8 protein-coding genes are annotated in these 13,418 nt (G+C 66.0%); 4 read left to right on the forward strand and 4 right to left on the reverse strand.

Translation table 11 applies throughout. The features are described 5' to 3' along the window. Nucleotides 1-120: 120 nt before the first annotated feature. Complete coding sequence (locus FAZ69_RS15750) at nt 121-2,079, reverse strand: sensor histidine kinase (protein WP_439654771.1); 1,959 nt, start codon at nt 2,077-2,079, stop codon at nt 121-123. 62 nt (nt 2,080-2,141) lie between these two features. Then, nucleotides 2,142-2,828: a LuxR C-terminal-related transcriptional regulator gene (locus FAZ69_RS15755; protein WP_136896002.1), complete on the reverse strand. Its 687-nt coding sequence runs from the start codon at nt 2,826-2,828 to the stop codon at nt 2,142-2,144. A gap of 405 nt (nt 2,829-3,233) precedes the next feature. On the opposite strand from FAZ69_RS15755, the gene FAZ69_RS33910 reads away from it, so the two are divergent. Beyond that, complete coding sequence (locus FAZ69_RS33910; protein ID WP_136896003.1) at nt 3,234-3,539, forward strand: helix-turn-helix domain-containing protein; 306 nt, start codon at nt 3,234-3,236, stop codon at nt 3,537-3,539. On the opposite strand, the gene FAZ69_RS15765 is transcribed toward FAZ69_RS33910, so the two are convergent. Further along, nucleotides 3,536-4,222 carry a LuxR C-terminal-related transcriptional regulator gene (locus tag FAZ69_RS15765; protein ID WP_136896004.1) on the reverse strand — a complete coding sequence of 229 codons (687 nt, stop codon included), beginning with the start codon at nt 4,220-4,222 and terminating at the stop codon, nt 3,536-3,538. The genes FAZ69_RS33910 and FAZ69_RS15765 overlap by 4 nt on opposite strands. A gap of 565 nt (nt 4,223-4,787) precedes the next feature. Here FAZ69_RS15765 and FAZ69_RS15770 point away from each other — a divergent pair. Then, nucleotides 4,788-6,722 carry a sensor histidine kinase gene (locus FAZ69_RS15770; RefSeq protein WP_136896005.1) on the forward strand — a complete coding sequence of 645 codons (1,935 nt, stop codon included), beginning with the start codon at nt 4,788-4,790 and terminating at the stop codon, nt 6,720-6,722. 30 nt (nt 6,723-6,752) lie between these two features. Here FAZ69_RS15770 and FAZ69_RS15775 read toward each other — a convergent pair whose 3' ends face one another. Continuing rightward, nucleotides 6,753-7,289, reverse strand: coding sequence for a hypothetical protein (locus FAZ69_RS15775; RefSeq protein ID WP_136896006.1), 537 nt, complete (start codon nt 7,287-7,289; stop codon nt 6,753-6,755). A 244-nt stretch (nt 7,290-7,533) separates the two neighbouring features. Here FAZ69_RS15775 and FAZ69_RS15780 point away from each other — a divergent pair, with 244 nt between their 5' ends. Further along, nucleotides 7,534-11,694: a beta strand repeat-containing protein gene (locus tag FAZ69_RS15780; RefSeq protein WP_136896007.1), complete on the forward strand. Its 4,161-nt coding sequence runs from the start codon at nt 7,534-7,536 to the stop codon at nt 11,692-11,694. Beyond that, the gene (locus tag FAZ69_RS15785; RefSeq protein WP_136896008.1) at nt 11,664-13,418 is read left to right on the forward strand and encodes a ShlB/FhaC/HecB family hemolysin secretion/activation protein; all 1,755 of its coding nucleotides are present in this window, start codon (nt 11,664-11,666) and stop codon (nt 13,416-13,418) included. The genes FAZ69_RS15780 and FAZ69_RS15785 overlap by 31 nt, the downstream gene beginning before the upstream one ends.

The raw sequence follows: 13,418 nt of genomic DNA on the forward strand, positions 1-13,418 counted from the left end.
TGGAAGGGGCGAGCCATAATGGAAGATGCCCACAATAACCAGCAACGCCAAGGAAACAACGAATACCGCGTTGGCGAGCAGCGGCACGGGGCGAATATTCGTTGCTGCGTTCGTGCTTGCCTATGATTCGCAGGCGTTGCGCTCCAGCGGCAGCCAGAGCATGAAGCGCGTCCCAGCCGCTCCGGAGTGCCAGGAAACCTTACCGCCCACGGCCTGGGCGCGGCGCCGCTGGTTGGAGAGGCCGCGTCCCGCCGTAGTCCCCAAGACGCTTTCGACATCGAACCCCTGACCGTTGTCTTCGACGGTCACCTGAACGCCTTCCCGCTCGACCGCCGTGCTCACCCGGACTTCGCTGGCCTGGGTGTGGTGCAGGATGTTGGCGATGCTCTCCTGCACGATGCGCAGGATGTGCAGCGCGCTGGACGGATCGAGCCAGGTCAGGGTGGGCAACTCCCGCACTTCCCACGACAACCTGATGCCGGTTCCCTCCAGCCGCGGTTCCAGCCGGAAACGCAGCGTGGCCAGCAACAGCAGCAGGTCCGCCTCGACCGGCTCCATGGAATCGATGGTCAGCTTCAGGTCGTCGAGGCAATGCTTGAGGATCTGCGAGACCCTGATGTCGCTCGCTTCACCACGCTCGACGGAGCGAATCGCGCTGATCAGCGACGAACCGAGTCCGTCGTGCATGTCCTGCATCAGGCGCTGGCGCTCGTTGCTGATGGTCTGCCGCCGCTCCGCCTCGCGCAGCTGCTGGTGGCTGAGTTCGAGTTCGGCTTCGCGCGTCCGCAGGCGTTGTGCGAGGCTTGCGTTGACCTGCTCGACCTCTTCGATGGCGTTGACGTAGCGCCGGTACATCAGGATGGCGAACGTGCCGAACGTGGCGGCATTGGTATAGGCCCCGAGGAACCAGCCCTCCAGACTGATGACGTTGTTGTACAGCATCCAGTCGGAGATGCCGAGGAGCACGCACAGGGCCGCGCCGCCCGCGATCAGCCGCGCCTCGCTGGAGCGGCGCCACGCGCTGAGGAGGCCCACCACGCCGACTGCCGCGGCCATCAGCAAGGCAACGGCATAGATCGCAGGAACGATGACGGGCACGCTCGGCAGCACCGGCAATACCGCCACGAAAGGCAGCGTCAAGACGGTGAGCAGCACGGTGATGCTCACGACGGCGATGGTCAGCCCTTTCAGCGGACGGCCGTGCAGCAGGCGCAGGAAGAAATGCCCGACCGCGATCAGCCAGAAGAGCGAGTTGATCGTCAGCCAGGCAAACCAGTCGCTGGTGACCGGCAAGCTGACGTAGTAGTGCAGATGCGCGACAAAGGCGGTGGCGGCGAGACTGAAAAACAGCAGATAGCCGGTTTCTTGGCGGCGCCTGAACCACACGAACAACGCGAAGATGCCCACCGCCAGAAACGCGGCGCCGACCGTCGCCGGCAGCTCCCGCTGCAGCCACTGGCGCATGTAGTAGCTGCCGCGCAGTGCGTCGCCGGACCCCAGCCAAAAAGAGGAAAGGGCCACCTGGGTGTCGGATGTGTGTTCCAGGCGGATGAGAATCTCGGCCGGCCGTGAGTCGCCGGCGCTGCTGTCCACTACCGTCCATAGCGGCGTGAACAGGCTGTTCCACAGCGGGCCTTGTTCCTGCTCCCGATCCACGAGCCGGCCGTCGACATACACCGCAACGGTGCCGTCGGTTTTCAGGCGTGCGCTGTACAGCACCAATGGTCCGGAGGCCAGGCGCAATCCGCGCGTGGACAACCTGATCCACGTGACGCGGATAGGGCCGGCAGCGTGAGCGGCGAGGTTCGCATTGGCCGGACGCGGCGCGGCATCGGGCAAGGCGGAGGGGAGCGTCACGTGGCGCCATGAATCCGGCAGGATGTGGCTGTCCAGCACGTGTGGCGGGGCATTGAAATCCGGCGCATCGGTCACCTGCCAGTCGGCCTGGGTGAGATGCACGGCTGTCTCGACCGGCCGCGTGCGGCCCGCTTTCATGTACCAGACACCCACGGCAACCAGCAGGGCCACGGAAAACAGCAATAGCCCGGCGGCAAGGAGACGGGCAGGACGGCGGCTCACTCAACTGTTCTCCCGAAAGTCGCCGATCTTGCGTAAGCGGCGCGGCACATACCCGGCATTTCCTAATCTGCCAACAGTCCCAGTGTCCTGGCTTCGTAAATGGCTTCCGCCTTCGATGTGACCTTCAGCTTGCTGTAGATGCGCCGTACGAAGGTCTTCACGGTGAAGGGCGACAGGTGCATGAGCGTTGCGATTTCCTGGGCCTTGAAGCCCTTGGTAATCAAGCTCAGCACTTCCTTCTCGCGGGCGGACAGCAGGGGCGCGGACGCTGCTTCCGGGTTGCCGCTTTCGGCGCCGGCTTGCCGGAGACGGGCGAGTATCTGCCGCGCGATGATCGGGCTGATCGGACTGCCGCCGTTTGCGACGCTGCGGATTTCGTCCACGATCCGCGCGGGCGAGCTGTCCTTCAACAGATAGCCGGCCGCGCCGGCTTCGATCGAACGCATCACGTGCGTTTCGTCGGTGAAACTGGTGCTGACCATGATGTTGCAAGCGGTCCATCGCCGGATGGCGGCGTGGATCACATCGATACCCGAGCCGTCGGGCAATCCCAGGTCGACCAGCAGCACATCCGACGGCGGACCCTCCAGCATCGCCAGTCCTTCGGCGCGGGTGCTGGCCACACCGGTCAGCTGCATGTCCGGTGCGCCGTGCACAGCCTGACTCAATGCATCGGCGAGGCCGGCGTCGTCCTCGACGATGGCGACGTGGATGGACCGCGCCTCCGGGTCAGTGGGCGCGGATTTCATGGCGGCTACATGCTGGGAATGCATGATCAGGTTCTCGAGGGCAAACGGAGTGGGTGCGATGACGCGTCGTCATCCCGATCTATGAGGGATGACGACTGCTTCCGTCACGGTTCCGTGCCGCTACGCGTTGGCAAGCCGATTTGTGGTGCGGCTATGATTTGCACGCGGCGAGAAAGAGAGCATGGCGTTCAAGCGCCGCGGCCCGGACGGTTGCATCGTCCGTTGCCGGCTCCAGTCCTCGCTATCGATACCGGTGAGTGTCGACGCCATCCCCCGACGCGTCGATGGGGCGAGTATAGGGTGAGCCCTTTTTTGAAAATTGACTGAGCGTCTCAGTTTTTGAAATTCCTTTTAAGAATTCTCTTGACTACCCACGCTTTAATAGTATGACAAAAGCCTCGGCCGATGACTGGACGATCGACCTCGAATGCGTCCACGAACATTTCAGCACGTGCGGCGAAACACAGGGACGCCAGATACTCGCCTGGCGCGACCGTCTTTCCAGTTTTCCGACGTACCGGTCTCGCGCGCGCAGGCCAGTACGTGTTTCATGCCGTCGTGAAAGCGGTGGTCGAGATTGCCTATGACCTGGGTTTCAACAGCGCGTCGGACTTCAATCATGCATTCCGGCGCGCATACGGCATGTCACCGTTGGATTTCCGGGCGCTGACGGTGGGGGGCCGTTGCGATAAGCGGCCGGAGCGGGGCTAGCCGGACAACAGTCCCCGTGCCCTGGCTTCATAAATGGCTTCCGCCTTCGATTTGACCTTCAGCTTGCTGTAGATGCGCCGTACGTAGGTCCTCACGGTGAAAGGGGATAGTTGCATCAGCGTTGCGATTTCCTGGGCCTTGAAGCCCTTGGTAATCAAGTCCAGCACTTCCTTCTCGCGGGCGGACAGCAGGGGCGCGGACGCTGCTTCCGGTCTGCCGCTTTCGGTGCTGCCTTGCCGGAGGCGGGCGAGTATCTGCCGCGCGATGATCGGGCTGATCGGACTGCCGCCGTTTGCGACACTGCGGATTTCGTCGACGATCCGCGCGGGCGAGCTGTCCTTCAACAGATAGCCGGCCGCGCCGGCTTCGATCGAACGCATCACGTGCTTTTCGTCCCCGAAATTGGTGCTGACCAAGATGTTGCAAGCGGTCCATTGCCGGGCCGCGGCGTAGATCACATCGATACCCGAGCCGTCGGGCAACCCCAGATCGACCAGCAGCACATCCGACGGTGGGCGATCCAGCAGCGCAAGCCCTTCGGCGCGCGTCACGGCGGCGCCGGTCAGACGCATGTCGGCCGTCGTCCGCAGCACTTCCCCCAACGCATTGAGAAAGCCGGGGTCGCCCTCGACGATCGCGACGTGAATGGCGGACGGTTCTTGGTCGGTGTTGTCGGCTTCCATATGAGCGAGATTCTACGAGCGATCGGCGCATGGCCGATGTAGCCCGTTTGTGCGACAGACGGATGCGTTTCGCGTCAATACACTCGGCTCCAATATAAGAAAAACGCTACGGGGAAAAGTGGTGCCGCGCGCATGGCACGGCCGGGAAACGGCTATGCCATGCGCGCGAGGCGTGGCCTTCCGATGTTCAAAAAATTCTGAAAATTTTCGGTTGGGGGCCATGGGCTCATCCGGATATCCGCAGCACCCGGCGGCAAGACGGCTGACGGCGGCGGCTACGGAGTGGACGCCAATGGCGCGTCGCTCGGCACGTTGAGCTCCAGCCGCGCAACGCGCGCGGCGCACATCGCTTTTCCAGCATCGGGCCGATTTTATGGGTGCGGGCCGAATTCATCTGTAGCACAAACGTGCTACATCGGGCTTGGCCCGGCCGCTCGTACAATTTCGGCCATATGCACCCCATGAACACCGGTCCGGAACCGCTCTCCATCCACGTCGAGGACGGTCCTGGCTTCATCGATGCGTCGAACCGGATCGTTCGAGCCGGCCCAGGCAAGGGGGCGGCTTGAGATATCGCCCCACGCCGCTCGTCGCCAACGCGGTGTTCGTCTTGTCCCTGGCGTTGCTGTTCATGGTGGGCATCTTCTATTCGCAAGCCGGCTCTGAACCGCCGCCGGCCGCCAGCCTGCATCTGACACAAGCCGACTGGCAGGTCGACGATGCGCCAGGTTTCAGCGAGCCGCCGCCCACGCTGGACAGCGCGTCCCTGCCGGATACATGGCAGCGTGTCGCGCTGCCCCTGGCCCGGTCCATCGCTCTGGCGCGCCAGGCCGGTAGTGCAAAAGCGGCGTCCAAGGCCAGCCGCATCACCTGGCTCAGGCTGTCCGTGCACGGATTGCCGACACGTTCCGCCCGCCTGGCGCTATATGGCGTACGCATCAAGACGGACGGCACCATCGCGGTCTATGTCGACGGCCAGCTCGTGTATCAGGCGCAGGAACAAGGTCCGCTCTGGAACAGCACCCGCACGCCGCTGTGGGTCGTGCTGCACCGGCATGCCGGCGACGCGCCGGTGAGCGAGATCCTCATCCGCCTCGAGCACTCGCAGGCAACCCAGGTGGCCGTGTCCTCACTGTGGCTCGGCCCCGTTGAGGCGCTGAAGGGACGCTACCACGCGCGCCAATGGCTGCAGCAGCAACTGCCTGCGGTACTCAGCGCGGCGTTTCTGGCAGTCGGCGTGTTTGCGCTGTTCGTGTGGTTCCAGCGCCGCCACGAAACGGCCTACCTGCTGTTCTTCAACCTCGCGGTCACCTCATTCCTGCGGAGCTTGCACTTCTATGTGGATTTGCCCGTCGCCAACGACTGGTTCGCCTGGCTCACGGTCAACTCGCTGCTGTGGCTGGTCATCGTCGTGCACTTCTTCCTGTGTCAATTGCATGGCCGCCCGCTCACCTGGTTCACGCGCGCGCTGGTCGGCGTGACCGTCCTGATCGGCGTGCTGACGCTGCCGGTGCTGGCGGTGGTGCCGAACACGCCCAAGGTCACCCCGCTGATCTATCCGATCGCCGCGCTGATGGGCGCGAGCGTCGGCGTGGCGGGGGGCGTCAATGCCTGGCGCCGTTCGAACGAAGGCGTGCTGGTGTCGGTCGGCGTCGGTGTCAGCGCCTTGCTGGGCGTGTCCGACTGGCTGCTGCAGAACAACTTCGTCAGCCCGGAAGGCTTTTATTTCGGGGCCTACACCAACGCCATCACGTTCGGCATTTTCAGCACCCTGATGTACCGGCGCTACGTCAGCGCCATCGTCGAAGTCGAGCGCGCCAACGTGAATCTTGCGCAACGCCTGAAAGAACGGGAAACCGAACTCGAGCTCAGCCATCGGCGGCTTCGCGAAGCGGAGCGGCAGCAAACGATCAGCAATGAACGTCAGCGCCTGATGCAGGACATGCACGACGGTCTCGGCGCGTCGCTGATCAGCGCGATCCGCTCGGCGGAGCGGGGGGCGTTGAGCGACGCCGACGTTTCGCACGTTCTCAAGAGCTGCCTCGACGACCTGAAGCTGACCATCGATTCGATGGAGCCGGTCGAGGCCGACTTGCTGCTGTTGCTGGCCACGCTGCGCTTCCGGCTGGAACCGCGCCTGGACGGCACGGGCATCGTCCTGAGCTGGGAGGTGCAAAAACTGCCGACCCTGACGTGGCTCGACCCTTCGAGCGCGCTGCAGATCCTGCGCATCGTGCAGGAGAGCATCGCCAACATCCTGCATCACACGCGCGCCAATCAGATCCGGGTGGGCACGGCGGCGCAAGCGGACGGCGTGCTGGTCATCGTGGAGGACAACGGGCAGGGCTTCGACGTAGAGCGTGCGCTGGCCGCCGGCAAAGGACGCGGCCTCTCCAACCAGCAGCGCCGGGCTCAGGCTATCGACGGCGCCGTCGCCTGGGTATCGGGACCGGAGGGAACGCGCTTCACGCTCTGGCTGCCGTTGAGGCGCGTGCCGTGAGCCGCCTGGGGTGTTCGCCTTGCGGCGGAGCTAGTGCTCGTCGCCGATCGCCTGCCGCCGCTCCGCTTCGCGAGGCTGCTGGCGGCTGAGTTCGAGCTCGGCTTCGCGCGCTTTCAGGCGTTGCGCGAGGCTTGCATTGCGCTGCTCGACCTCTTCGATGGCGTTGACGTGGCGTTGGTACATCAGGATGCCGAACATGCCGAACATGGCGGCGTTGGTATAGGCGCCCAGGAACCACCCTTCCAGACTGATGACGTTGTAGCGCAGCATCCAGTCGGATACGCCCAGGAGCGCGCATACCCCCACGCCGGCGGCAATCAGCTGGGCATCGCGCGAGCGGCGCCATACGCCGAACATGCTCGTCAGGCTGACGACCGCGCCCATCAGCACGGCAACGGCATAGAGCAGCGGAACGAGGAGGGGCACGCTCGACAGCAGCGGCAACGCCGCCACGATGGGCAATGTCAACGCGGTGATCAGAACCGGGGCTCCGGCTACGCCGATGGTCAGCCCTGCGAGCGTGCCGACGTCTGTCCGGCCAGCGTGTTCGTTATCTCGAGTTTTCATTCGGATGGCGACGCGGAGGGAAGGAGGGCTGGACCGGTGTATGCGGGTTGCATACGAACATCATTTTAAGTGCAGAGGGGGGCGGCCGATGTAGCACGTTTGTGCTACAGAAAGCGCGACATTGCATCCCTATACTCGGGCCGATTCCGAAAATCAAAGTCCACGGGGAAACAATGCACCACGCCGATCGCACGGCTGGAAGACGGCTGCCGCTCGACTCGAGTCCGGCTTCCTAGGCCGTTACATGGCACAAGCTATTCGCTATCCCAGACAGAAGACGATTGCGCTGGCTGTCGCGGCAGCGCTCGCGGCGGCGGGTTCGCTCGCGACCTGCCCGGCGGCCCGGGGCGCGCCTGCTGGCGGTCAAATCTCGGCCGGCTCGGGTGCGATCAATGCCGCGGCGAATTCCGCCGGCGGCACCAGCACGGTGATTCAGCAGAGCAGCAACCGGCTCGCGATCAACTGGAATAGCTTCGACATCGGCACGAAGGATCGCGTGACGTTCGTCCAGCCGAGCAGCAGCGCCATCGCCTTGAACCGCGTGACGACCCAGAGCGCGACGCAGATCCTCGGCACGCTGAACGCGAACGGGCAGGTGTTCATCCTGAACCCGAACGGCGTGCTGTTCGGCAAATCGGCGCAGGTCAACGTCGGCGGGCTGCTGGCGACGACGCTGAGCCTCTCCGACAGCGACTTCCTCGCGGGCAACTATCGCTTCACCGATAGCGGCGGCACCGGCAGCATCGTCAACGAAGGGCAGATCACGGCGAACGGCGGCTATATCGCGTTCATCGCGCCGCACGTCTCGAACCAGGGCACCCTCGTGGCCGACCAGGGCACCGTCGAGCTGGCGGCGGGCGCCGCCGCTACCGTGACGCTCGCCGGTAATCAGCTCGTCTCGCTGACGGTCGACCAGGGCACGCTCGACGCGCTCGCCGAAAACGGCGACCTGATCCGCGCCGACGGCGGTGTCGTGATCCTGACGAGCAAGGGCCGCGACGCCGTGCTGTCCGGCGTCGTCAACAACACGGGCGAAATCCGCGCACGCACGGCGGCCAACGTCGGCGGCACGATCAAGCTGCTGGCGGACGGCGGCACGGCGCTTGCCGGCGGCACGCTCGATGCCTCCGCGCCGAACGGCGGCAACGGCGGCACGATCGAAACCTCGGGGCAGGCGTTTGAACTGCAGTCCGGCGCGACGATCACGACCCGCGCCGCGAGCGGCAAGACCGGCACCTGGCTCGTCGATCCGTCGGACATCACGGTGGCGTCATCGGGCGGCAGCATGACGGGCGCCACGCTGGCCTCGCAACTCGCGAGCACGAACGTCCAATTGCAGACGAGCACGGGCACCGGCGGCAACGGCGACATCACGATCAGCGACAACGTCGCATGGAGCTCGGGCAACACGCTCACGCTGACCGCCGATCGCAACATCGACATCACCGGGACGCTCAATGCCGGCACGACCGGCTCGCTGGTGGCCAATGCAACGGGCAATGTCGCGCTGGCAGGGGCGTTCACGGGGCTGGCGCTCACTGCGGCGAGCACGACCGGCAACATCACGCTTTCCGCGCCGATCACGCTCGCTTCGACGAGCGGCGCGCTGACGCTGTCGGCGGCCGGCACGATCACGCCCGATCAGAACGCGTCGATCACGACGGGCACGTTCGATCTCACGGGTGGCCAGTGGGTTCAGGTCGGCAGCGGTTCCGTCGCGAGCTTGAGCGCGACGAACTTCGAAGTGACGGGCGGCTCGTTCCTGCGCGCGCTCTCCGGCAGCGGAACCACGGCCGATCCCTATCTGATCGGCGACGCCTATGGCCTGCAGGGCATCGGCACGTCCACGGCGCTGCTCGCGGACGCGTACAAGCTCGCCAATTCGATCGATGCGAGCGGCACGTCGAGCTGGAACAGCGGCGCCGGCTTCGCGCCGATCGGCAGCAGCGCCAGCACGGCGTTCACGGGCACGTTCGACGGCAACGGCAAGACCATCAGCGGCCTGTCCATCACGCTGCCCAGCACCGAGGACGTCGGCCTGTTCGGCTTCATCAAGGACGGCTCGGTGTCGAACCTCTCGCTGACGAGCTTCACGGTCGAAGGCTCGCGCTTCGTCGGCGCGCTGGCCGGCATCAACGAGGGCGGAACGATCTCCGGCGTCTCCGTCAACACCGGCACGGTGACGGGCACCTCCAACACCTTGGCGGACACGAGCGCCATTACCAACGTCGGCGGCCTGGCCGGAGAAAACCTCGACGACGGGGCGACGATCGCGACGATCGCCAACTCGAGCGCCGGCCTGGGCGTGACGGTGACGGCGAGTGACGGCGGCGGCTCGCTCACGCTGGGGCAGGTCGGCGGGCTCGTCGGCTTGAACGTGAGCGGGTCGATCACGAGCTCGTGGTCGGCCGCCTCCGTCACGGGCGACCGGTTCGTCGGCGGGCTGGCCGGCCGGAACGACGGCACGGTCTCGGAATCGTTCGCGAGCGGGGCGGTGACCTCGGTCTGGGGCTACGTCGGCGGCCTGGTTGGCCTGAACACGGGCACGATCGCGGACAGCTACGCGCTCGGCTCGGTGACGAGCCCGTTCGCGACCGCCGGCCTCGTCGGCCAAAACATGGGCACGATCACGGCCAGCTACTCGGCCGGCCTCGTGCAAGGCGGGACCGGCACGGCGGGCGGCCTCGTCGCGGTCGGCGTCGGCACCGTCACCAACAGCTACTGGAACATCGACACGAGCGGCCAGAGCACGAGCAACGGCGGCACCGGCCTCACGAACGCGCAGATGCTGACGAGCACGGCGGCGAGCTTTTCCGGCTTCGATTTCAGCAGCGTCTGGAGCTTCATTTCCGGCACTTCGTACCCGTATCTCACGTCGATCTTCACCAGCACGCCGACGGTGTTTTCGGGCACCTACACGGATGCGTCGGGGACCGTGAAATCCGGCTCGACCCTCGACTTCGCCGCGAACGATGCATTGATCGGCCGCGTCGCGACCGGCGCGAACGGCTTCTACTACCTGATGCTGCCCTCGACGAGCTTCAGCGGCACGACGGCCGTGGACGTCTTCTCGCAGAGCGGCAGCGGCGCCACGTTCGGCGCCGCCGAGACCTCGGGCGCCAGCGTGGCGATGAACCTCAAGGACAACGTCGTCACGCTGGGCGGGACGAGCGTGAGCCTCGGCGACATCGCGGCGGCGCTCGGCAACCCGTTCTCGGGCGGGACCGTTTCGGAGGTGGCCTTGCTGTTGCCGTCCTCCGTCCTGAGCAATCTGCAATCGAACGCGCTGTCGACGGCAAGCGGCGTCTCGCTCGTGTTCGGCACGGGCACGACCCTCGGCTTGAGCGGCGACACGACGATCTCGGCCGCCTCGATGACCCTCGGTTCCGTGAGCGGCAGCGGCTCGACGCTGACGTTGCAGACCTCGGGCGGCGACATCACGCAAAGCGGCGCGTTCACGCTCGGTGCGCTCGGCATCGCGAGCGCGGGCAACGTGACGCTCGACGGCGCCAATCAGATCGGCACGGTGGCCGCCAGCGTCACCGGCGCGTTCAGCCTCGACAATGCGGCGAGCCTTGCCGTCGGCCAGGTCGGATCGACGGCGGGCATCACGGCGGGCGGTGCGGTGACGTTGTCCGTCGCCGGTTACACCCTGACGCTCGATCAAGGCATCACGTCATCGGCCAGCGGCGATGCGGTCGTGCTCGCGAGCGCCGGCTTCACGAACCTCGCCGGTTCCGGCGCGATTACCGCGAGCAACGGGCGCTGGCTCGTTTCATCGAGCAGCCCCGACGCCGACACATTCGGCGGGCTGCAAAGCGGCAACGATGCGCTCTGGGCGCAAAGCTACAGCGTCGGCTCGACTGTCGCGGCGAGCGGCAACCGCTACCTCTTCTCGACCGGTCAAGTGATTCTCGTGAACGCGGTCGCCAATCAGAAGAGGGTCGGCCAAACCGCGCAGGAAAGCGCGACCCTGTCGTTGAAGTACGCCGGCTCGAACTACGGCAATGCCTTTACCGATGCCAATGTGCCGGCGGGCGTGTCGATCAGCGTCTTCAGCAACGGCGATGCGGCGAGCGCGACGCGCGCGAACGGCGACGACGGCGTGGGCCGCTATCGCATCCGCTTCACCGCTTCGGGCGCGCCCGGGGGCTACACGGTGGCCGACGGCATCGTGGCGGACTTGACCGTCACCGGCTCGACTTCATCCCCGGTCGTCGACCAGGTCCAGGCGATCGCGAGCAGCGACGCCGACAGCGGCAGCTCCAGCGACAGCACGCTGCGAAGAAAAGAAGCCTCGACCGTCGCCGCGACGTTCGCTTCAGCCCAGACGACGCTCGTCGCCAATAACCGTCATTCCTCGGCGCTCCCGGCATGGCCGGTGGCCGCGGCGTGCGCACCGTAAGCGTGACCGCGATGATCGCCGCCGGCCTCATGAATTCACGCCGTTCCGCTCGATTGACCGTGTTCGCCGGCCTCGGCGCCGCGCTCGCTTGCGCGATGCCCGACGCCTCGGCGCAGTTGTCCACGCCCGTGCCCGATGCCGGCAGCACGCTGCGCAATCAATTGCAGAGCCTGCCGCCGCCGGCGCTGCCCTCATCGAACGCCGAGATCCACATCGAGCCGACCGCCGCGCCCAAGCCGTCGACATCGACGCTGCGCTTCGCCGTCAAGGGCTTCCAGATCGACGGCAATACGAAGTTCAGCAACGCGGCATTGATGCCGCTGCTCGCACCGGCGCTCGGCGAGCAGCGCACGCTGGGCGATCTCGACGAAGCGGCCACGCGCGTCACCGACTTCTATCGCGCGCACGGCTATCTCGTGGCGCGCGCCTACGTGCCCGCGCAGGACATTCGCGACGGCATCGTCGGCATCGCCGTCGTCGAAGGCCGCTATGGCAAGGTCGAGATCCACAACGCGTCGCATGTCCGCGATGCCGTCCTGCAGCGCTACGTCAGCCCGGCGCACCTGGGCGAGGTCGTCGACGAGCGGCGCCTCGACCGTACGGCGCTCCTGATACAGGACATGACGGGCACGAGCGCCGTCACCGGCAACCTGAGCGCGGGCGAAGCGCCGGGCACGTCCGACCTCGCAATCGACGTGCCGCCGGTGCGCTCGCTCACGGCGAGCCTGCAGGGCGACAACTACGGCATCCGGCCGACGGGGCGCGACCGCGTCGGCGCTTCGCTGCAATGGCTGAGCCCGCTCGGCTTCGGCGACCGGCTCGATGCGCACGCGTTGACGTCGATCACCGGGCAGACGCTGGGCCAGCTCGGCTATAGCGCGCCGCTCGGCAGCGACGGCCTGCGCACGGGCATCACGCTCACCGAATCGACGTACCGGCTCGGCGCCGATTTCTCGTCGCTCGATGCCTACGGTCACGCCACGGTGCTCTCGTGGACGACGAGCTACCCGCTGATCCGCTCGCGCGCCTTCAACCTCAACGTGGAAGGCGGGTTCGACCGCAAGAGCCTGACCGATCACGAGGACGCCAGCGCGGACGAGAAGTTCGACAACGTCTATGGCGCCGGCATCAACGGCAACGTGCTCGCCGGCAAGACGCTCGCCAGCTACGCGCTGCGCGTCGAGGCGGGCGACGTGCATTTCGAGTCGGCCGATGCGCTCGCCACGGACCAGTCGTCGGCGCAATCCGCAGGGCATTACCGCAAGTACACGTATTCGTTCGCGCTCTATCAGGCCGTCACGCCGAAGCTGCAGCTCTACCTCGCGCTCTCCGGACAGCAGGCGTCGAAGAATCTCGTCTCGTCGGAGAAGTTCTCGCTGGGCGGCCCGTACGGCGTGCGCGCGTATCCGACCGGCGAAGCGCCGGGCGACGAGGGCTATCTCGCGACGGCGGAGGCGCGCTGGGCCGTCGCGCAATCGCTGTTGCCGGGGCAGCTCGGCGTCTATGGATTCGTCGACACCGGTTTCGTGCGCGACAACGTCTATCCGTTCACGACCGATTCCAATCATCGGCGGCTGTCCGGCGCGGGGATCGGCGTGACGCTCGCGAACGCGCCGAGCTACGAGGTGCGCCTCGTCTACGCGCACAAGCTCGGCAACGCGGCGGCGGTGGCGGACACCGACCACGCGGGCCGCGTGTGGCTCCAACTGACCAAGGCATTTTGA

The sequence above is a fragment of the Trinickia terrae genome (genome assembly GCF_005144415.1).
GTDB lineage: Bacteria > Pseudomonadota > Gammaproteobacteria > Burkholderiales > Burkholderiaceae > Trinickia_A > Trinickia_A terrae.